Here is a 19426-nt window from a genome sequence, read left to right as displayed (position 1 = left end):
GATTCAACTGATCTCTTCTTACCTATTAAATAGTGCAGGAAAAAAGGATGAGAAAAAAATTCACTAAAATTAATCGGAAACAAATGAAAAACAAGGCATAGTCTATAAGAAAAAGGCAAAGGAAAGAATAAAATATGACAGAACGGGGAAACTGTAATGGAATTGTTTATGTAATCAAGGAAAAAGATACCTTATATCAGATTGCAAAACAATATAATGTGAGAGTAAGGGATATCATGAGGAGGAATCCTTATGTAAACATTTACAACCTGCAGATTGGTGATGAGTTATGTATTCCGGCAGCGGGACCGGTGATTTCAGGTGCTTTTGAGCCATATGTGGTGAAAGAAGGCGACACACTTATGAATATTATGGAAAATAAGAATGTTTCCTTTGAAAAATTAGCGAAATCAAACAAAAGTGTCAGTGAGCTTACCCTGCCTGTAGGGACAGTTCTGTTAATTGACAAAGAGAAATAATATCTCTATAATGAAACGTGAACTCGTGGAAAACAGGCGGATGGTGTCATCTGCCTGTTACCGCAGCGAAGTGGAAGGAGACCTAAATGATACAAATTTTTCGGACAATGGATGGCCGGATCAACGAAATATCTGAGTCCATAGAGGGCTGTTGGATTTCTGTGGTGGACCCTACAGCCACAGAGTTGGTGGAACTATCCCAAAAGTATCAGATTGATTTGGATCATTTAAAAGCGCCTCTGGATGAGGAAGAACGTTCCCGTATCGAGGTTGAGGACAACTATACCTTGATCATCGTGGATGTGCCCATCACAGAAGAGAGAAAAGAAAAGAACTACTTTGTGACGATCCCGTGCGGAATCATATTGACAGATCTGTGCCTGATCACCATCTGCCTGATGGACACGCCGGTGCTTTCCAACTTCAAAGAGGGAAGGGTCCGAAACTTCTGGACTTATAAGAAGACTAGATTCATACTGCAGATCTTGTTTCGCAATGCCTCACTCTACCTTCAGTACCTGCGGATTATTGATAAAAAAAGCGATGAGGTTGAAAAACAGCTTCATATTTCCACAAAGAATCAGGAGCTGATCGAGCTTTTGGAGCTGGAAAAGAGTCTGGTTTATTTCTCCACTTCACTGAGGGGAAATGAGCTTGTTTTAGAGCGCCTGTTAAAGATCGAGAAGATTAAGCAGTATCCGGAGGATGAAGAACTTCTGGATGACGTCATCATTGAGAACAAGCAGGCAATTGAGATGTCTGACATCTACAGCAATATCCTGAGCGGCACAATGGATGCCTATGCGTCCGTTATCTCCAATAATCTGAACATTGTCATGAAGGTTCTGGCGGTGATCACCATTGTCATGTCCATACCGACGATGATCGCCAGTTTTTGGGGGATGAACGTGCCTGTGCCCTTTGCGGACAGCCGTTTTGGATTTTTTGGACTTGTTGGGGTGTCTGTGGTGCTGACAGTGATCGGAAGTATTGTATTAGGAAAGAAAAAAACATTTTAGGAAAGGTAACATATGAATTGGTTAAATAAGCTTGAGAGGAAGTTCGGGCGGTTTTCCATCCCAGGGCTTCCAAAGTATATTATTCTTTTATACGTGGTTGGGATCCTTGTACAGTTTGCAGCGCCGGAGTTGTACAGTCTGTTTTCGCTGAATCCTTATCTTGTAATGCATGGACAAGTATGGAGGATCTTTACGTTTTTGCTGATCGCACCGTCTACAAACTTGTTCTTTATGATCTTTGTGCTGTTGTTTTATTATTCGATCGCATCGTCTCTGGAACAGGTATGGGGAAGCTTCCGCTTTACTATGTATTACCTGATCGGTGTTATCGGAACAGTTGCAGGGGCTTTTCTTACATATCTGATCCTCACGGTTTCAGGAGGGCAGATGAGCGCTATGTTTGTGGAGATGGATACTTTTTATCTGAACTTATCTCTGTTCCTGGCTTACGCTATGATGTTTCCTGACATGCAGGTACTCTTTTATATGATCATTCCGATGAAGGTAAAATGGCTGGCATATCTTGACGCCGCGTACCTTTTTTATACATTTTTTATCGCAACAGACTTTACAGTCATGGGAATTTCGATTAAAGTATCTATAGTGGTCGCACTGCTTAACTTTGTTCTGTTCTTTTTCTCAACAAAGAAAATGAAAGCAAAGGGAGCCAGATTCAGCCAGAAAGTAAAACAGAGGAAACGCAAAGCCCAGTTCGGGGAACCGGCTGGACATGTGGAACCAAAGAAAAATGGCGCAAGGCATGAATGTGCCGTCTGCCACCGGACAGAATTGGACGATCCCACACTGGAATTCCGGTACTGTTCCAAATGTGACGGGAATTATGAGTATTGCCAGGATCATCTGTTTACTCATATCCATGTCAAAAAGGACGATAAAGGAAATAATTAATTATTACAATTAATTGATTATACATTGTTATGAAAAGGAGATTAACTATGCTGACAAAAAAAACAAAGATTGTTTGCACGATGGGGCCTGCGACAGATGATGATGCGGTGCTCAAACAGCTGATGCTGGAAGGAATGGATATCGCGAGGCTGAATTTCTCTCACGGTGACCATGAGGAACAGCTTGGAAGGATCAAGAGAATTAAAAGATTCCGTGAAGAACTGAATATTCCGATCGCGATCTTACTGGATACAAAAGGACCTGAGATCCGTACAGGACTTCTGGAGACAGACGGAGACGTGGAATTAAAAGAAGGAAATGAATTTGTTCTGACCACAAGGGACATCAAAGGAAATGATTCTATCGTAGCAATTACATACGAAGAGCTTCCGCAGGATGTCACAGAAGGAAATACAATCCTGATCGATGACGGTCTGATCGAACTGAGAGTCAAAGAGATCAAAGACGGAACAGATATTGTATGTGAAATTGTAAACGGCGGACTTTTAGGAAGCCGTAAGGGAGTGAACGTACCGAACGTGCGCGTAAATCTTCCTTCCATCACAGAAAAGGATAAGAGAGACATTGAGTTCGGACTTGAAAACGGCATTGATTTTATCGCGGCTTCTTTCATCCGTAACGCAGATGCAGTCAATGAGATCAAGGACATCGTAAAAGCCCACAACATGGAAGTCGGCGTTATCTCCAAAATTGAAAACGTGGAGGGTGTGGAAAATATTGAATCCATCATCCAGGCTTCTGACGGAATCATGGTAGCCCGTGGAGATTTAGGTGTGGAAATTCCCGCAGAGGAAGTTCCGTTTATGCAGAAAGCAATCATTAAGAAATGCAACAATGCATTTAAGCCAGTCATCACAGCTACACAGATGTTAGACTCTATGATCAGAAACCCACGTCCGACAAGAGCGGAAGTAACAGACGTTGCCAATGCTATTTATGACGGAACCGATGCGATTATGCTTTCTGGAGAAACCGCGAAGGGGAAATACCCTGTGGAGGCCGTAAGGATGATGAACCAGATCGCCATCTCCACAGAACTGCATCTGGATACGAAGATCAAAGATTTTCGTTCCATCTATGTAAGCCGTGGAATCTCAGCAGCGGTTGCTTATTCTGCTGTACAGACTGCTCATAATATTAACGCAAAATGTATCCTGGCGTCCAGTATGTCCGGATTTACGGCAAGGATCGTATCTAAGTTCAAACCGGATGCACAGATCATTGGCTTGTCTCCGGATGAAGCGGTTGTGCGTAAGATGCAGCTTTACTGGGGAGTGCGTCCGTTTAAGTCACATAAGGCTTCCTCTACCAGAGAACTTTTGGATGAAGCTACGGATATCGTACTGAATGCAGATCTTGCACAGGAGAACGACATCCTGGTACTGACCGGAGGAGGTCCGGCAGACCACCGTGGAAAAGGCGTGACAAACATGCTGAAAGTAGTAAAAATCGGCGAATAAGGATAGACAGGGGGTGTGAAAGCATCCCCTTTTTGGTAAGGTGATAATTTATGAAGGTTGCTGAAAAAGTTTACATATCGGAAATTTTAACGATCACAAAAGCAAAGTTAATAAAGCGGATTGTAAAGGGAAAAAGCATTCCTTCGTTATATTGTATTACACTGCCGCTTGGAAATGTAGGAATTCTGGAAGTATACGAATACCGGGAGCTTTTAAAGGACTATTATCAGGACAAAGAGGTTACCGTTGTGGGATGTGCCGTCTCTAAACAGGACGCCTTCGTTATGGTCAGAAGGATCGTGGAAGAGATAAAACAGCAGGGTTGCCTTTTGCAGGTTCCTGAATTTTTTGAAGAGGAGTGAGGCAATGGCAGTTTTATGGATCATTTTAAAAATCATAGGAATACTGCTGCTGTGTCTCCTTGCATTGTTACTTCTGGTGCTGTTTGCGCCTGTCGGCTATGCCTGCCGGGGTGTCTGGAACGGCAGTGAGAAATGGGCCAGAGGCCGCATTTCCTGGCTTTTCTTTTTTGTCCGTATGAAGGTTGTGTGGAGAGAAGGAGAGGAGCCAGGCATTACTCTAAGGATACTGGGACTCCCCGTCTACAGCTCTGATGAGAAGCGATGGTCCTTTCTCAACAGGAAAACAGAGGATAATGTGGTAGAAATCAGGGATTCTGGGAAGGATATAAAAGAGCCGGACAGAGCAGCCCAGAAGACTTCCCGGCCGCTTTCAGAGGAACCGGCAAGTGAGAAAGAGCAACTTCCCGATGATATCCTGGATTATACCTGGGACGGGGAAGATTTGGAATCCTTTGAGGAGGAAGAGCCAAGAAAGCCGTCTTTCACAAAAAGGGTGAAAAGTTTCCTGCAAAGATGCTATAATACAGGTAAGCGTCTGTACAAAAGATTAAAATACATTTTAAACAGGGCTGGTTCTTTTAAGGAACTGCTGGAAGATGAGGAATTGATCAGTGCAGTCAGGCGTCTGTTTGGATACAGCAAGAAGGGGATCAGACATTTTCTTCCTAAGAAGCTCTCGGGAGAGATCACCTTTGGGTTTGAGGACCCCGCCGCGACAGGGCAGGCACTTGCCGCTGTGAGCGTTTTGATGCCGCTGTTCAGAGGAAGTCTGTATGTGGAACCGGATTTTGAAGAAGCAAGATTTGAAGCCGACCTGACTGTTTCGGGACGGATTTATGCGTTTTATTTTCTGAAGCTTGCCTGGGATATCTATCGGGATAAAGAGCTTTGGAGACAGAAGGAGCGTATCTTAAGAACAATAGGAGGTTAGTTTAATGAGCAAAGAAAAGTTTAATGAGACCGTGGACTCGTTATTCCAGGGCATTGAGGGATTTATGACCTCAAAAACGGTAGTCGGAGATCCGATTTATGTGAAAGACACGATCATCCTGCCGCTGGTGGACGTATCCTTCGGCATGGGAGCCGGGGATTACCGAGCAGACCGGAAAGCCCGCGGATACGGCGGCATCGGGGGAAAGATGACTCCCAGCGCCGTCCTTGTGATCCGTGATGGACAGACAAAGCTTGTCAATGTGAAAAACCAGGAGACCATTACCAAGCTGCTTGATATGGTTCCGGATGTGATCGACAAATTTACAAAAAAAGAAGAGACACTAGAAGACATTGTGGAAGACTTGGAAAACGAATGATAACCTCCCTATTGGGAAATGCCCTGTATTATCAGAAATCTATAATACAGGGCATTTTTATTCAATACTTTCCGTTTGTTTGCATATACTAGTTAATAAGCTTAAATAGGTGTGTATGTATGAAACGTGTTTGCGGAGTCGCTTTTTTCTTTTTCGGGCTGGGACTGTTTATCGGATTATTTATCCAAAGAGATTTCACACAGTTTGCAATGACAGGGGTCTGTATTTCATTGTCTTATTTTCTGTTTTTTCAATAGAATAATAGATACCGGAAGAGTCCGCCTTTTGCAGTAAATAAAGAATCAAAAAAAGAGCCGGAAATTCCAGCTCCCCTAAGGTTTATAATCAATCGGGAAAGATTATGCTCTTTCGACTTTACCTGATCTCAGACAAGAAGTACAAACGTACATTTTTTTAGCTGCACCGTTTACCTTCACTCTTACAGATTTGATATTTGATTTCCACATCTTATTTGATCTTCTATGTGAATGACTGACTGCATTACCAAAATGAGCGCCTTTTCCGCAGATAGCACATTTTGCCATGTTAGCACCTCCTTAACTCGATCTTATCCCTCTCTGGGACTGACAACTATTTCATTCTAACAGATTGATTTATAAAAATCAAGAAGAAATTCTCTTTTCTTTTTGGGAGGTAAATAGTATAATCTAAGTAGCGTTCCGGGCGTACGGCCCTGTATGGACGCAAAAGAATACGAAGTATGGAGGTAAAGCGATGAAAGGACATATGAACACGAAGAACGGCGAGATTTCTATCGAAAATCAAGTGATTGCTAAGTATGCCGGAATTTGTGCCCTTGGATGTTTTGGCATTGTCGGCATGGCAATGGTCAATATGAAAGACGGAATCGTAAAGCTGCTGACCAGAGATAATATAAGAAAAGGCGTTTTTGTTTCTGTGAAGAACAACAAAATTTCTATAGATTTTCACATTATTGTTTCTTATGGAGTTTCCATTTCTGCGGTGGCGGACAACCTGATGTCTTCTGTGAAGTACCGGGTTGAAGAATTCACCAGCCTGGAAGTGGAGCGGATTAATGTATACGTTGAAGGCGTGAAAGATATAGGATAATTACGGAGGCAGGATAAATGAAGCAAATCGACGCGGCTTTGCTCAAGAAGATGTTCATCGGCGGAGCAAAGAGACTGGAAGCTCAAAAAGAGCATATCAACGAATTAAATGTGTTCCCGGTACCGGACGGTGACACGGGAACCAACATGACCATGACGATCATGTCGGCGGCAAAAGAAGTGGGAGCTATTGAGGACCCCACCATCGAGGATCTGGCAAAAGCAATCTCAGGAGGGTCCTTAAGAGGAGCCAGGGGTAACTCCGGAGTGATCTTATCCCAGTTGTTCAGAGGATTCACAAAACAGATTAAATATTTGGACAGCCTGACCACCAGAGATGTGGCGGCAGGTTTTAAAAAAGCAGTGGACACTGCATATAAAGCAGTCATGAAACCAAAGGAAGGGACGATCCTTACGGTGGCAAAGTCCGCTGCGGACAGCGCCATGAGATCAGCCAAAAAAACAGAAGATTTTGAAGAGTTTGCCAAGACTGTCATGCAGGATGCAAATGCTACGTTATTAAAGACTCCGGAGATGCTGCCTGTCTTAAAGGAAGCGGGAGTGGTAGATTCGGGCGGACAGGGACTCATGGAGGTCCTTCAGGGAGCCTATGATGTGCTGCTTGGCAAAGAAGTAGACCTTGAGGTGGCAGTGGCATCGAAACAGAAACAGAAACCTGTGGGTGCTGCCATGGGAGAGACGGCGGATATCACGTTCGGTTACTGTACCGAGTTTATTGTCATGCTGGAAAAGGATTTCGGTTCAAAGCAGGAGCAGGAGTTTAAGGATTATCTCACAGCCATGGGAGATTCCATTGTGGTAGTGGCGGATGAGGATATCGTAAAGGTCCATGTGCACACAAACCATCCGGGCAAGGCCATTGAAAAGGGCCTGAGCTTTGGATCCCTGACCAGTATGAAGATCGACAATATGAGAGAAGAACACGAGGAGCGTTTAAACTTAAGCCGCCAGGCAGAAGAAAAGGCACCGGCTCCGAGAAAGGATATGGGGTTTGTAGCGGTATCCATCGGAAGCGGGCTCAATGATATTTTCAGGGAACTGGGTGCGGATTATCTGATTGAAGGCGGACAGACCATGAATCCAAGCACCGAGGATATGCTCAACGCCATTAAGCAGGTAAATGCGGACCATGTGTTCATCCTTCCGAATAATAAGAACATCATATTGGCTGCCCAGCAGGCAAAAGCCCTGGTGGAGGACAAGGAGATCATCATTATCCCGACAAAGACGGTTCCGCAGGGGATTTCTGCTTTGATCGCATTTGAGACGGAGAGCAGTGTGGAAGAGAACGAAGCGGCCATGACCGAGATGATGAACGGTGTCAAGACCGGAGAAGTTACCTATGCAGTCCGAGATACGTCCATCGATGGAAAACAGATCAGAGTAAATGACATTATGGGCATAGACGATGACGGGATCCAGGAAGTGGGCAAAGATGTCCAGGAAGTGACGATGGGACTCTTGAGGAGCATGGTGGATGAAGACAGCGAACTGATCTGTATCTATTACGGAGAAGAGACGCCGGAAGAAAAGGCACTAGAGCTTTCCAAGAAGGCGGAGGAGTTATACCCGGACTGTGAAGTCCAGGTGGAATACGGCGGACAGCCGATTTACTATTTCCTGCTGTCTGTAGAATAAAATCAGCAAGTAGAAAAGAAAAGGGAGCAGCGGATGTTCCCTTTTCGTGTTTTAAAGGAGTAACCATTTCATGAACGGGGATACGAATATACAGTGCCTGAAAGGGATCGGGGAGAAAACATATAAAGGATTTAAAAAGCTTGGGGTGGAGACGGTGGACAGCCTGATCACAATGTATCCAAAATATTATCTGACCTATGAGGATCCGGTTCTGCTCTCTGAGCTCACAGCAGGGGAGAGGGCAGCGGTTTTAGTGAGGATCGCATCGGATGTGAACATCCGGTATGTAAGAGGCTTAAAAATCGTTTCGTGCCTTGGAAGGGACAGTTCCGGCACCATGACTTTTACATGGTTTAATATGCCGTACTTAAAAAAGCAGATTCACCGGGGAGAGGACTATATCTTTGTGGGAACACCGGTGTTTAAGAACGGACGTCTGATGATGGAGCATCCGGAGATATTTCAGGAGCAGGACTATGCTGCAAAGCAGGAGACACTTCAGCCGGTCTATCCGCTGACTTCCGGGATCACAAACAAGACAGTGAGCAAGGCAGTTTTGCAGACCGAAGAGTATATAAAAAGCATCCGGGAATATCTCCCGGACCAGGTTTTGTCAGAAAACCGTCCCATGGATTATAGTGAGGCGATCTGGAACGTCCATTTTCCAAAGGATAAAAAGACACTTGTGGAGGCAAAAAAAAGGCTGATCTTTGACGAATTTTTTATTTTTATGGCTGGTATGAACCTGATGAAACAGGAACATCGGGAGGAGAAAAACCGATATCAGATCCCGGTATGTGATGAGGCGGACAAGCTGACGGCTTCTCTTCCGTATGAACTCACAGGAGCTCAGAAAAGGGCTTTAACGGAGATGCAGAAGGATCTGATGGGAGAGAAGGTCATGAACCGTCTTGTACAGGGGGATGTCGGATCAGGAAAGACGATCCTCGCCGTTATTCTTCTATTGATGTGTGCCAAGGCGGGGTACCAGGGCGTTTTGATGGCTCCCACTGAAGTGCTTGCAAGCCAGCATTACGAGACCTTCCTTTCGTTGCTGGGGCCGTTCGGTGTGTCTGTGGCACTGCTCACTGGGTCCACAAAAGCAAAGGAAAAAAGGGAGATCTATCAGGGGATCAAAAACCATGAGTATGATATTGTTATTGGTACCCACGCCCTGATTCAGGACGCGGTGGAGTACGACCAGCTTGCCCTGGTCATCACCGATGAGCAGCATAGATTTGGTGTGAGGCAGAGAGAAATTCTCTCCAAGAAAGGGGAACAGCCCCATGTGCTCGTGATGAGCGCCACCCCGATTCCAAGGACGCTGGCGATCATCATGTATGGGGATTTGGACGTATCGATCATTGATGAGCTGCCCAGCAACCGTCTTCCTATTAAGAACTGTGTGGTGAACCAGAGCTACCGCCCCAATGCCTACCGTTTTATGGAGCGGCAGGTGGCGGAGGGGCGCCAGATCTATATTATCTGCCCTATGGTGGAGGAGAGTGAAGCCATGGAAGGCGAAAATGTGATTCAATATGCCAATATGCTGAAAGGACAATTTCCTCCCAGTGTACATATCGGGGTACTTCATGGTAAAATGAAACCAAAGGAAAAGCAGAAAATCATGGATGAGTTTTCAGAGCGCCGCATCGACATTTTAGTTTCCACAACGGTCATTGAGGTGGGGGTCAATGTACCCAACGCTACGGTGATGATGGTGGAAAATGCAGAGAGATTTGGACTGGCCCAGCTCCATCAGCTGAGGGGGCGTGTCGGAAGAGGCAAACACCAGTCTTATTGTATTTTTATGAGCGGAGCCAAAAAGAAAGAGACTATGGAGCGTCTTGAGGTGCTGAACAAGTCAAACGATGGTTTTTATATCGCGAATGAGGATCTGAAGCTGAGGGGTCCCGGAGACTTTTTCGGTGTTCGTCAGAGCGGCATGATGGACTTTGTTCTGGCTGACATATACACCAATGCAGATCTTTTAAAACAGGCAAGCGATGCAGTGCATCAGCTGTGTGAGGAAGGATTTGATTTTTCCACGCTGAGAAACAGCCGCCTTGGGAAACAGATTTCGCTTGCCAACAGAATATAAAGGAGGGAGTGCTATGATGCGTGTGCGTTTGCATTTTACAGGGAGAGTCCAGGGAGTGGGATTCCGCTATTTTGCCCAGATGAATGCCTCACAGTTTAACGTGACAGGATGGGTGAAGAATATGTATGACGGCTCTGTCACAGCAGAGGCTCAGGGAACGAAAAAACAGATTGAAAGTTTTATTGAAGCCATGAAACACGGGCACAGGTTCATGCGGATTGACCACATGACAGCCGAGGAATGCCCGGTTTTACAGGGGGAAAAGGACTTCAAAGTCAAGTATTAAAATCTCCTTGAAAAAAATGTTATTCCATGTAAAAACTCTCAGTGTATCTTTTGTGTTATTAAACATACTATCTTCGTAACAAAAAACAACAAAAGAAACGGAGGTCTTTCAAAATGGAAGAACGTACTTCAGCAAACAGCAAAGGTAACAACAGAGTGGAAGTTCCAGAGGCTAGAGAAGCACTGGACAGATTCAAATTCGAGGTTGCTAATGAAATCGGTGTAGACTTAAAAGAAGGATACAACGGACATTTAACAACTGCTCAGGCAGGTTCTGTTGGAGGAGAAATGGTTCGTAAAATGATCCGCAGACAGGAAGAGGAAATGTCTGGACGTTAGTCAACAGGCTCATACGAATTTGTTTTAACTCGTAATTTCGATGAAAGAACGAAAGAAAAAGAGGGGCAATCAGAGCATCAGTTCTGATTGCTCCTTTTATGTGCGCTGAACTAGGCTTGTCTGCTTTGATCTTAATTCACAGGAAATTCCTTGTTATTTAGTTGACAAATTATCTGAATATAATACAATAGTAGGGAGAAAAAACAAAGGAAGATAAAATTATGCGAGTGATTTCAGGAAAAGCCAGAAGCTTGAGGCTCAAAACGCTGGAAGGTATGGATACAAGGCCCACCCAGGACCGCATCAAAGAAACACTGTTTAATATGGTCCAGCATGATGTGGCGGGAAAGGATTTTTTAGATCTGTTTGCGGGCAGCGGCGCTATTGGTATTGAAGCCCTGAGCCGGGGATGCAGACAAGCCGTGTTTGTGGAAAATCATAAAAAAGCGGCGGCCTGTATCCGGGAGAATCTAATACATACGAAACTTACCGGGGATGCCCAGGTCCTTGTGACAGATGTTTTAAGCGCGTTGAGAAAGCTTGAGGCAGAAGGCAGAACCTTTGATTTTATATTTATGGACCCTCCGTATAATAAAGGGATGGAGGGATCCGTGCTCAGAGAACTTGATCATTCTTCCGTGTGCGGGGGGCAGACTCTCGTTATTGTAGAATCCAGTCTGCAGACAGAGTTTGAGGATGGAATGTTCGACCATCTTAAAATAGTAAAGGTAAAGCAATACAAAACAAACAAACACACTTTTTTGCAAAAAATGCAGGAGGACTGATCAATGAGCATCGCAGTATATCCGGGAAGTTTTGACCCGGTTACCTATGGGCATCTGGATATTATCAAACGTTCCATAAGGGTCTTTGACAAAGTCATCATCGGGGTATTAATCAACAGTGAGAAGAATCCGATGTTTTCAACAGAAGAGAGGGTGGAATTCCTGCTGGAAGCCACAAAAGATATGGATAACGTAGAAGTGAAATCTTTTTCCGGTCTATTGGTGGACTTCGCCAGGGAAAACCATGCGGACATCACAGTCCGGGGGCTTCGCGCCGTGACTGATTTTGAATACGAACTGCAGATCGCCCAGATCAACAATAAGCTGGACTCCAATCTGGATACGATGTTTTTTACGACCAGCACGGAATATGCTTATCTAAGCTCAACGATCGTCAGAGAAATTGCATCCTACCATGGAGACATCAGTGAACTGGTACCTCCATACGTGGAACAAAAGCTGAAGCAAAAATTTAGAGAAAGTATAGAGGGAGAAGCATGAGTGAGAAATATTTGCATGAAATGATTGATGACATTGAGATTTTAATCGATGAGGCTAAGCCTGCTAGATTTAATCCCGGTAAAGTTGTCATTGACAGGGATGTGCTGATTACGGTTATCGAGGAGCTGAGAAAGCAGATCCCCGGTGAGGTGGAGCGCAGCCATAAGGTTATGATGAACAAGGATGCGATTCTGGAGGATGCCAGGATCAAGGCCCAGAACATCGTGGATCAGGCGGCCAGAGAGGCCGGAGAACTCATCGATGAGAATGAGATCGTGGAGATGGCGAAGATGCGGGCAGGAGAGATCGAGGAGGCGGCGTTAGAACATGCCAATGAGGTCATCCACAATGCCAACGAGGAAGCCGAACAGGTGAGATACGGAGCACTCCAGTACACCTGTGACATTATGGAGGACGTACAGGATTACATAACCAAAGTAAAAGAAGGGCAGCAGAGCCTGTTTGACCAGCTGCTTTCTACTTTAGAGAGTGATATCGGTTCCATCAGCACTAACTACGAAGAGATCAAGCAGCAGCTTGACAGCGCTTCCAGGACAAAACCAAGAACTGTGGAAGATTTCGTTTCACAGGAGGAAGAGTAGCATACCGCTGCTTATGACAGCAAATATCATTTTAAAGATTAAATAGCTTTTCATAGACAGCTGCGATTTTTGGCAGACGCTCTTGACCTGCGCCATACTGCATAGGCCGCCGAAGGAGGTCACTGCAAGAATGGCAGCTGCTTTCTGTCTGAAATTAAGAGATAAAAGGCTCACATGGGAGATCCCGGTTGTGATCTCCAGCATACCGATGACCGGAGATGAGACGGCAGCGGAAAGGACTCCACTCTGCAGCAGAGAGGATATAATGGAAAATATCATGATAAAAATGCCTATGGTGAAGATCGTCTTTAAGCTGTCAAAGATGATATCATCAAAAGATTTTATAGCCGCTGTCATAGGTTTTTGCTGATGGATATGTAAAAAGCCGCTGCCTTTATTCTTGCAGAAGATAAAAATAAAATACAGAAGGTTTGGAACATAAAGGCAGCAAAAATAAAGGGGGACAGACAAAGCGCCCTTTAAGATCAAAGTGAGGGTGAAGCCGATGGAAAACATAGGGCTTACGTTATTGCAAAGTACAAGAAGGGCTTCCCCTTCTTTTTTTGTATAGGAACCGGATAATACCAGGTCGTTGATGATCTTGCCGCCCAGTGGATAACCGCATAAAAACCCCATGAGAACCGTGTAAGCCAGATCCTTATTCAGCCATGGGAACAATCTGAATAAAGGATAAAACAGATAGGAGATGTAGTGGACAGTTTGGTATTTCATCATTAGGTTGGTCAGGAGAAAAAACGGCAGGAGGGTGGGAACGATGGTACCGGACCAGAGCAGCAGGCCGCTTTTGGCACCTGCCACACACTGCTCCGGAAATAGGAACAATAGGAATGCTGTTAGAATCAAACAAAGCTGATAAAAGTATTTACCCATAGAAAAACCCCCTGTCCTCTACAGCCTATGAAAGGAAAGGTTATATTATGATTTGTTCTTCCTTAAGCTTTGTTTTAAATTTGGCGCGGAGTATCATCTGATAGAGAGCGTCCGCTTTTTGCTCTGTAAAAAGCATCTGTTCCTGGACGTTTGTCAGAGGATCCTCAAGAGGTCTCAGATGGCGGACCATAGGCCATTGTTTGTTGTTTTTGATTTCACGTATTAAGACGGAAGCATCTTTACGGAAGCCGAGGATCTGGAAGTAGAGAGGCTGTCCTGAATTCACGTAACGGTCATTGCAGGACTGCTTCATATTGAGGAGGATGTGCAGAAATCCTCTGCTGATCCGGCTCCAGGTGAGACTTTTGTTTTTTACAGCTTCGATCTGGCAGGAAAACGGCTGCCCGGGTACGGTCATGTTTCTGATACGGTCGCTTAGATCCCCGGAGATGTCCCAATAGTCTTCAAAAGAGGATTCCGTGCAGAGTTTATAGGACAGAAGATCCGAGAAATCGTCCAATAACACAGGGAACTGGCGCTGATACGTGTTACGTAACAGCGGGTGCAGATTTTCCGGGACACTTCCAAGGGCCTTATTTAAACCGTCATAAACAGCCAGCCGTGACCGGATAGCGGAGGCAGAGCTGATATCCCCGGAAAGGTCAAGACTGTGGTGGCTGCTGTGTTTTCTTGGGATGCAGAATGGACGGATGCTGCTGTTTCTGCGCTTAAGTGCCATGATATATTCAAGTCCCAGCAGATTGTTGGGCTCTTTCAGGACTTCGGTGTCACTTTTGGAGCATCCCAGTGATAGAAATGCATTCTCCCTCGCTTTGGGATAGGAGATGCCGGTCTTTAAAAGCAGTTTGATCTGTTCTGTGAGATCCTGTTCCCTGTCGGCGAGAAAGTTGCCCAGAGAAAGCAGGCGGCTCAGAGAACCGCATTCACTGCCGAAGGAAAGGATATCCACAACCCCCAGGGAATCCAGAAGGGCGATGCTGCCGTCGGCAAAGTAGGGAGCGCTCCCGGCAGAAAACCACAACGGCAGCTCCAGCACCAGATCGGCCCCATTCATCAAAGCCATTTTTGTTCTCAGTTTTTTTTCCATGACAGCTGGACCACCGCGCTGTACATAATTTCCACTCATCAGTGCAATGATATAATCAGCACCTAAAATACGTTTTGTCTTTTCGATATGGTAAAGATGACCGTTATGGAACGGATTGTACTCACAAATGATTGCCGCAGTTTTCATTGCTGGTCTCCTTTCTTTTGTGAAATCATTATAACAAAGAACTGGAAAAAGGTAAAATTGCACAAAAAAGAGGAAATAAAAGGCTGAAACTTGCTATTAAAAATAAAAGATAGTAAAATGAAAACATTATGAGATGAGATGTACAGGGAAAAGTACAACAAGGCATATTGTATACAACTAACGAATATTGTATAATTTCCATGATAAGAATTCATCTTTGTAGAAAGTTGGAAGGAGCAACGTAATGAGTTTTATTGATGTGATTAAAGAACGAGCTAAAAATGAAAGAAAGAAGATTGTCCTGCCGGAGACCGGAGATCCCCGTACGATTGAAGCGGCTGACACAGTATTAAAGGAAGGGATCGCCGATGTGATCCTGGTGGGAAACAAGGAAGACATTTTAAGCCGGGCAGAGGGATTTGACCTTTCCCAGGCAACTTTTGTAGATCCAGATAACTGCGAGAGACTCAATACATATATTGAATCTTTGTGTGAAGCTAGAAAGAGCAAAGGTCTTCTGCCGGAAGACGCGAAAGAGATCCTGCTCTCCAATCCTCTGTTTTTCGGAGCTACGATGGTGCGCTCCGGGGATGCGGACGGTATGGTGGCTGGTGCCGTAAACTCATCTGCAAACGTTCTGCGCTCTGCGCTTCAGGTTGTCAAGACAGCTCCGGGAACAAAGATCGTTTCTGCCTTTTTCCTTATGGTAGTGCCGGACTGTGATCTGGGTGCCAACGGTACTTTTGTATTTGCAGACTGCGGACTGAACCAGAATCCTAATTCAGAACAGCTGGCAGCTATTGCAGGAAGTTCCGCACAGACCTTCAAACAGCTCGTGGGCGAGGAACCTAGAGTTGCCATGCTCTCTCATTCTACTGTGGGAAGCGCAAAGCACGATGACGTGACAAAAGTAGTAGAAGCCACTGCCATCGCAAAAAAAGATTATCCGGATACATTGATCTGCGGAGAACTGCAGCTGGATGCGGCTATTGTACCTGAAGTTGCGGCTTCCAAAGCTCCTAGAAGCGAAGTGGCAGGAAAAGCCAATGTTCTTGTATTCCCTGACCTGGACGCCGGAAACATCGGATACAAATTAGTCCAGAGACTTGCCAAAGCAGAAGCCTACGGACCAGTTACCCAGGGTATTGCAAAGCCGGTCAACGACTTATCCCGTGGATGTAAGGCAGAGGATATTGTCGGTGTTGTGGCCATCACAGCAGTACAGGCACAGCTCACAGAAAATAATTAGAGATTAGAGTATATAGGAGAATTAAGAATGAAAGTTTTAGTTATCAATTGCGGAAGTTCCTCACTGAAATATCAGCTGATCGATTCTGACACGGAAGACGTTTTGGCAAAAGGCCTCTGTGAGAGGATCGGGATCGACGGAGCCCTGACCCATGAGCCGGCAGGAAAAGACAAGATTAAGACAGCTCCTGCCATGCCGGATCATAAGACAGCCATTGGCATCGTATTAGAACAGCTTACGGACAAAGAAAACGGAGTGATCGCTTCCCTGGATGAGATCAGCGCAGTAGGCCACAGAGTCGTACACGGCGGAGAAAAGTTCACAAAATCCTGTATCATCACAGAGGATGTGTTAAAAGAGATCGAGGCATGCAACGTATTCGCACCGCTCCACAACCCAGCTGCCCTGATCGGGATTGAAGCATGCCAAGAACTGATGCAGGACAAGCCGATGGTGGCAGTGTTTGATACTGCGTTTCACCAGACGATGCCGGAAAAAGCCTTCCTCTACGGAATTCCAAGAAAGTACTATGACGAAGACGGCATCCGCCGTTATGGGTTCCACGGGACATCCCATCAGTTCGTCTCCAATGAAGCCGCAAAAATGCTCGGAAAAGACATCAAAGATCTCAATATCATCGTATGCCATTTAGGAAATGGAGCCAGTGTCACAGCTGTCAAAGGCGGAGAATCCGTGGATACTTCCATGGGATTGACACCGCTTGAAGGGCTGATTATGGGTACCCGTTCCGGTGATCTGGACCCAGCCATCCTTGAATTTATTGCAAACAAAGAGAATAAGACGGTATCCGAAGTTGTAAACATCTTAAACAAAGAATCCGGAGTGCTCGGACTGTCAGGCGGAGTCTCCTCTGATTTCAGGGACGTAAAGGCTGCAAAGGCAGAAGGAAACAAGGCCGCCAAGGCAGCACTGGACGCATACGCATACCGTGTAGCAAAATACATTGGGGCATACACTGTGGCAATGAACGGAGTGGATGCCATCGCATTTACCGCAGGACTCGGTGAAAATGACGATGCGACAAGGGCAGCCATCGGAGAATACTTAGAGTGTATTGGTGCCAAGATCGATGCTGTAAAGAACGATGTACACGGGAAAGCGGCAGTGATCTCCACAGATGACTCCAGGGTAAAAGTGCTCTGTATTCCGACCAACGAAGAAGTGATGATCGCAAGAGACACCGTTGCTCTTGTAAAATAAAATTACTTGACAAACAAATATGACGTTTGTATAATAGACAAGTATGAAATTTTAGGAGATAGTATGCTAATTCAGTTATCAAAATTATTGTCAATGCCAAATCATGAACAGACAGTGGAGTGTTCTCTGGATATGGACGAGCTTGTCCTTAAAAGGGGAAGTTATCCGGTCCTTGAAAAGTCTTCTTTCCCGGTTGTTTTAAGGAATGAAGGAAAACGGACGGTATCCATTGCGTTTGAGACAAGTATCACAGTCGGGATGCCTTGTGACCGGTGCCTTACTGAGGTCCCGGAAAAGATTCGGCTCAATGTCTATAAAGCATTGGATTTTGATGACATAGAAGAAACTTGTAAGGATCAAGTGTCTTTCCTAGATGGAAGCAGCCTGGACGTGGATGAACTTATTCTTGAGGAAGTGATTCCTCTGCTGCCGACAAAGGTGTTATGCGATGAAGATTGCAGAGGGCTTTGTCCGGTGTGTGGAGCGAACCTGAACAAGGAAGAGTGCGGCTGCGACCGGACGGTCCAGGATCCACGGATGGCAGCTATCCAGGATATTTTTAAGAATTTTAAGGAGGTGTAATACCAATGTCAATCTGTCCAAAGAATAAATCTTCAAAAGCGAGAAGAGATAAACGTAGAGCTAACTGGAAAATGACTGCACCGGCTTTAGTAAAGTGCAGCAAGTGCGGTGAATTAATGATGCCTCACAGAGTGTGCAAAGCCTGCGGATCTTACAATAAAAGAGAAATTGTAAATGCTCAGTAAGAATTGACAGCAGCACATGTTGTCTTCGATTGCCATGCGTTTAGACTATATTAGTTTAAGCGGATGGCATTTCTTTTAATTTAAGAATGATGTATCAAGGAGGTTTTATATGGAAAAGATAGTTAAGGTTGCGCTGGATGCCATGGGTGGCGACAATGCGCCCGGGGAGATCGTCAAGGGCGCAGTAGACGCGGTCAATGAAAACAGCAACATCAAGGTATATCTTGTGGGAAAATCCCCGAGGATCCACGAGGAACTGAAAAAATACCGTTACAAAAGTGAGCAGGTTGAAGTCGTCAATGCAGAAGAAGAAATTTCTTGTGATGAATCACCGGTGGAGGCGATTCGTAAGAAGAAAGATTCTTCCATGGTAGTCGGAATGAAAATGGTGAAAGACCAGACTGCAGATGCGTTTGTCTCAGCGGGAAGCTCAGGTGCGATCCTTGTGGGAGGGCAGTTCGTGGTAGGCAGGATCAAAGGTGTGAAGCGTGCGCCTTTGGCAGCGTTGATGCCGACGACCAAGGGTGTCTCTCTGATCATTGACAGTGGGGCCAACATGGATGCCAAACCGGAATATCTTTTGGAGTTTGCAAAAATGGGCTCCATTTATATGGAAGACGTGGTGGGAGTCAGGAAACCGAAGGTGGCCATTGTAAATGTAGGTGTGGAAGAGGCCAAAGGAAATACGCTTGTAAAAGACACATTCCCGCTTCTAAAGGAATGCAGCGATATCAACTTTACCGGAAGCATAGAGGCCAGGGATATTCATTCCGGACAGGCAGATGTGGTCGTGTGTGACGCTTTTGTGGGAAACGTGATCCTGAAGCTGTCAGAGGGACTTTCTTCCACGCTCATGTCCATTGTAAAAGACGGAATGATGCAGAGCTTACGTGGAAAGATCGGTGGACTTCTCGTCAAACCGTCCTTGAAAAAGACATTAAAACGATTTGACGCGTCAGAACACGGCGGAGCGCCCCTTCTGGGACTAAACGGGCTGGTAGTGAAAATGCACGGAAGTTCCAAAGCAAAAGAAACAAAGAATGCCATTATCCAGTGTATCGCATTCTCAGAAGCCAAAATCAACGAAAAGATCAAAGAACAGATTGTAAAGGAAAAGTAA

General features: G+C 45.2%; 23 protein-coding genes. 20 read left to right on the top strand and 3 right to left on the bottom strand.

Annotated elements, in window-relative coordinates; translation table 11 throughout:
• Positions 1-134: 134 nt before the first annotated feature.
• The 7 genes from AR1Y2_RS11710 (at position 135) to AR1Y2_RS11680 (ending at position 5560) form a co-directional block, all read left to right on the top strand.
• Positions 135-479: a LysM peptidoglycan-binding domain-containing protein gene (locus AR1Y2_RS11710; protein ID WP_137329116.1), complete on the top strand. Its 345-nt coding sequence runs from the start codon at positions 135-137 to the stop codon at positions 477-479.
• Between the two features lie 86 nt (positions 480-565).
• On the top strand, positions 566-1498 hold the full coding sequence (locus AR1Y2_RS11705; protein ID WP_137329115.1) for a magnesium transporter CorA family protein: 933 nt from the start codon (positions 566-568) through the stop codon (positions 1496-1498).
• A 12-nt stretch (positions 1499-1510) separates the two neighbouring features.
• Complete coding sequence (locus AR1Y2_RS11700) at positions 1511-2407, top strand: rhomboid family intramembrane serine protease (RefSeq protein WP_137329114.1); 897 nt, start codon at positions 1511-1513, stop codon at positions 2405-2407.
• A gap of 47 nt (positions 2408-2454) precedes the next feature.
• Positions 2455-3888 carry a pyruvate kinase gene (gene pyk, locus AR1Y2_RS11695; protein WP_175403636.1) on the top strand — a complete coding sequence of 478 codons (1434 nt, stop codon included), beginning with the start codon at positions 2455-2457 and terminating at the stop codon, positions 3886-3888.
• A 50-nt stretch (positions 3889-3938) separates the two neighbouring features.
• Positions 3939-4250, top strand: a complete 312-nt coding sequence (locus tag AR1Y2_RS11690; protein ID WP_137329112.1) for a hypothetical protein — start codon at positions 3939-3941, stop codon at positions 4248-4250.
• Between the two features lie 4 nt (positions 4251-4254).
• The gene (locus tag AR1Y2_RS11685; protein ID WP_137329111.1) at positions 4255-5181 is read left to right on the top strand and encodes a DUF2953 domain-containing protein; all 927 of its coding nucleotides are present in this window, start codon (positions 4255-4257) and stop codon (positions 5179-5181) included.
• 4 nt (positions 5182-5185) lie between these two features.
• Positions 5186-5560 (top strand): GerW family sporulation protein, encoded by a 375-nt coding sequence (locus AR1Y2_RS11680; RefSeq protein WP_137329110.1) that lies wholly within the window; start codon positions 5186-5188, stop codon positions 5558-5560.
• Between the two features lie 359 nt (positions 5561-5919).
• On the opposite strand, the gene rpmB is transcribed toward AR1Y2_RS11680, so the two are convergent.
• Positions 5920-6105: a 50S ribosomal protein L28 gene (gene rpmB / locus AR1Y2_RS11675; protein WP_006565876.1), complete on the bottom strand. Its 186-nt coding sequence runs from the start codon at positions 6103-6105 to the stop codon at positions 5920-5922.
• 190 nt (positions 6106-6295) lie between these two features.
• On the opposite strand from rpmB, the gene AR1Y2_RS11670 reads away from it, so the two are divergent.
• From AR1Y2_RS11670 to AR1Y2_RS11635, 8 genes are all read left to right on the top strand, one after another.
• Positions 6296-6652, top strand: a complete 357-nt coding sequence (locus AR1Y2_RS11670; RefSeq protein ID WP_022260796.1) for an Asp23/Gls24 family envelope stress response protein — start codon at positions 6296-6298, stop codon at positions 6650-6652.
• 17 nt (positions 6653-6669) lie between these two features.
• Positions 6670-8310, top strand: coding sequence for a DAK2 domain-containing protein (locus AR1Y2_RS11665; protein WP_137329109.1), 1641 nt, complete (start codon positions 6670-6672; stop codon positions 8308-8310).
• A gap of 70 nt (positions 8311-8380) precedes the next feature.
• Positions 8381-10411 carry an ATP-dependent DNA helicase RecG gene (gene recG, locus AR1Y2_RS11660; protein ID WP_137329108.1) on the top strand — a complete coding sequence of 677 codons (2031 nt, stop codon included), beginning with the start codon at positions 8381-8383 and terminating at the stop codon, positions 10409-10411.
• 13 nt (positions 10412-10424) lie between these two features.
• On the top strand, positions 10425-10697 hold the full coding sequence (locus AR1Y2_RS11655; RefSeq protein WP_137329107.1) for an acylphosphatase: 273 nt from the start codon (positions 10425-10427) through the stop codon (positions 10695-10697).
• Between the two features lie 113 nt (positions 10698-10810).
• Positions 10811-11035 (top strand): alpha/beta-type small acid-soluble spore protein, encoded by a 225-nt coding sequence (locus AR1Y2_RS11650; RefSeq protein ID WP_006565871.1) that lies wholly within the window; start codon positions 10811-10813, stop codon positions 11033-11035.
• Between the two features lie 221 nt (positions 11036-11256).
• Positions 11257-11820, top strand: coding sequence for a 16S rRNA (guanine(966)-N(2))-methyltransferase RsmD (gene rsmD, locus AR1Y2_RS11645; RefSeq protein ID WP_137329106.1), 564 nt, complete (start codon positions 11257-11259; stop codon positions 11818-11820).
• Positions 11821-11823: 3 nt separating this feature from the next.
• Entirely contained in the window at positions 11824-12321 is a 498-nt protein-coding gene (gene coaD, locus AR1Y2_RS11640) for a pantetheine-phosphate adenylyltransferase (RefSeq protein WP_137329105.1), read from the top strand.
• The gene (locus AR1Y2_RS11635; RefSeq protein ID WP_137329104.1) at positions 12318-12923 is read left to right on the top strand and encodes a hypothetical protein; all 606 of its coding nucleotides are present in this window, start codon (positions 12318-12320) and stop codon (positions 12921-12923) included. The genes coaD and AR1Y2_RS11635 overlap by 4 nt, the downstream gene beginning before the upstream one ends.
• Here AR1Y2_RS11635 and AR1Y2_RS11630 read toward each other — a convergent pair.
• Positions 12906-13814, bottom strand: a complete 909-nt coding sequence (locus AR1Y2_RS11630) for a sporulation protein (protein ID WP_137329103.1) — start codon at positions 13812-13814, stop codon at positions 12906-12908. The genes AR1Y2_RS11635 and AR1Y2_RS11630 overlap by 18 nt on opposite strands.
• A gap of 40 nt (positions 13815-13854) precedes the next feature.
• Positions 13855-15069, bottom strand: coding sequence for a tRNA(Met) cytidine acetate ligase (locus AR1Y2_RS11625; RefSeq protein ID WP_137329102.1), 1215 nt, complete (start codon positions 15067-15069; stop codon positions 13855-13857).
• Between the two features lie 244 nt (positions 15070-15313).
• Here AR1Y2_RS11625 and pta point away from each other — a divergent pair, with 244 nt between their 5' ends.
• From pta to plsX, 5 genes are all read left to right on the top strand, one after another.
• Complete coding sequence (gene pta, locus AR1Y2_RS11620; protein ID WP_137329101.1) at positions 15314-16318, top strand: phosphate acetyltransferase; 1005 nt, start codon at positions 15314-15316, stop codon at positions 16316-16318.
• A gap of 27 nt (positions 16319-16345) precedes the next feature.
• Positions 16346-17539 (top strand): acetate/propionate family kinase, encoded by a 1194-nt coding sequence (locus tag AR1Y2_RS11615; protein ID WP_137329100.1) that lies wholly within the window; start codon positions 16346-16348, stop codon positions 17537-17539.
• 63 nt (positions 17540-17602) lie between these two features.
• Positions 17603-18121 carry a YceD family protein gene (locus AR1Y2_RS11610; protein ID WP_137329099.1) on the top strand — a complete coding sequence of 173 codons (519 nt, stop codon included), beginning with the start codon at positions 17603-17605 and terminating at the stop codon, positions 18119-18121.
• Positions 18122-18126: 5 nt separating this feature from the next.
• The gene (gene rpmF, locus AR1Y2_RS11605; protein WP_006565851.1) at positions 18127-18306 is read left to right on the top strand and encodes a 50S ribosomal protein L32; all 180 of its coding nucleotides are present in this window, start codon (positions 18127-18129) and stop codon (positions 18304-18306) included.
• A 109-nt stretch (positions 18307-18415) separates the two neighbouring features.
• Positions 18416-19426, top strand: a complete 1011-nt coding sequence (gene plsX, locus AR1Y2_RS11600; protein ID WP_137329098.1) for a phosphate acyltransferase PlsX — start codon at positions 18416-18418, stop codon at positions 19424-19426.

Source organism: Anaerostipes rhamnosivorans, assembly GCF_005280655.1.
Classification (GTDB): Bacteria; Bacillota; Clostridia; order Lachnospirales; family Lachnospiraceae; genus Anaerostipes; species Anaerostipes rhamnosivorans.
This window is presented reverse-complemented; position numbering and strand designations above follow the sequence as displayed.

Excerpts from the sequence above, each read along its gene's own strand:
- AR1Y2_RS11710 (WP_137329116.1), top strand. The coding sequence starts at position 135 with ATGACAGAACGGGGAAACTGTAATGGAATTGTTTATGTAATCAAGGAA.
- AR1Y2_RS11705 (WP_137329115.1), top strand. The coding sequence starts at position 566 with ATGATACAAATTTTTCGGACAATGGATGGCCGGATCAACGAAATATCT.
- AR1Y2_RS11700 (WP_137329114.1), top strand. The coding sequence starts at position 1,511 with ATGAATTGGTTAAATAAGCTTGAGAGGAAGTTCGGGCGGTTTTCCATC.
- pyk (WP_175403636.1), top strand. The coding sequence starts at position 2,455 with ATGCTGACAAAAAAAACAAAGATTGTTTGCACGATGGGGCCTGCGACA.
- AR1Y2_RS11690 (WP_137329112.1), top strand. The coding sequence starts at position 3,939 with ATGAAGGTTGCTGAAAAAGTTTACATATCGGAAATTTTAACGATCACA.
- AR1Y2_RS11685 (WP_137329111.1), top strand. The coding sequence starts at position 4,255 with ATGGCAGTTTTATGGATCATTTTAAAAATCATAGGAATACTGCTGCTG.
- AR1Y2_RS11680 (WP_137329110.1), top strand. The coding sequence starts at position 5,186 with ATGAGCAAAGAAAAGTTTAATGAGACCGTGGACTCGTTATTCCAGGGC.
- rpmB (WP_006565876.1), bottom strand. The coding sequence starts at position 6,105 with ATGGCAAAATGTGCTATCTGCGGAAAAGGCGCTCATTTTGGTAATGCA.
- AR1Y2_RS11670 (WP_022260796.1), top strand. The coding sequence starts at position 6,296 with ATGAAAGGACATATGAACACGAAGAACGGCGAGATTTCTATCGAAAAT.
- AR1Y2_RS11665 (WP_137329109.1), top strand. The coding sequence starts at position 6,670 with ATGAAGCAAATCGACGCGGCTTTGCTCAAGAAGATGTTCATCGGCGGA.
- recG (WP_137329108.1), top strand. The coding sequence starts at position 8,381 with ATGAACGGGGATACGAATATACAGTGCCTGAAAGGGATCGGGGAGAAA.
- AR1Y2_RS11655 (WP_137329107.1), top strand. The coding sequence starts at position 10,425 with ATGATGCGTGTGCGTTTGCATTTTACAGGGAGAGTCCAGGGAGTGGGA.
- AR1Y2_RS11650 (WP_006565871.1), top strand. The coding sequence starts at position 10,811 with ATGGAAGAACGTACTTCAGCAAACAGCAAAGGTAACAACAGAGTGGAA.
- rsmD (WP_137329106.1), top strand. The coding sequence starts at position 11,257 with ATGCGAGTGATTTCAGGAAAAGCCAGAAGCTTGAGGCTCAAAACGCTG.
- coaD (WP_137329105.1), top strand. The coding sequence starts at position 11,824 with ATGAGCATCGCAGTATATCCGGGAAGTTTTGACCCGGTTACCTATGGG.
- AR1Y2_RS11635 (WP_137329104.1), top strand. The coding sequence starts at position 12,318 with ATGAGTGAGAAATATTTGCATGAAATGATTGATGACATTGAGATTTTA.
- AR1Y2_RS11630 (WP_137329103.1), bottom strand. The coding sequence starts at position 13,814 with ATGGGTAAATACTTTTATCAGCTTTGTTTGATTCTAACAGCATTCCTA.
- AR1Y2_RS11625 (WP_137329102.1), bottom strand. The coding sequence starts at position 15,069 with ATGAAAACTGCGGCAATCATTTGTGAGTACAATCCGTTCCATAACGGT.
- pta (WP_137329101.1), top strand. The coding sequence starts at position 15,314 with ATGAGTTTTATTGATGTGATTAAAGAACGAGCTAAAAATGAAAGAAAG.
- AR1Y2_RS11615 (WP_137329100.1), top strand. The coding sequence starts at position 16,346 with ATGAAAGTTTTAGTTATCAATTGCGGAAGTTCCTCACTGAAATATCAG.
- AR1Y2_RS11610 (WP_137329099.1), top strand. The coding sequence starts at position 17,603 with ATGCTAATTCAGTTATCAAAATTATTGTCAATGCCAAATCATGAACAG.
- rpmF (WP_006565851.1), top strand. The coding sequence starts at position 18,127 with ATGTCAATCTGTCCAAAGAATAAATCTTCAAAAGCGAGAAGAGATAAA.
- plsX (WP_137329098.1), top strand. The coding sequence starts at position 18,416 with ATGGAAAAGATAGTTAAGGTTGCGCTGGATGCCATGGGTGGCGACAAT.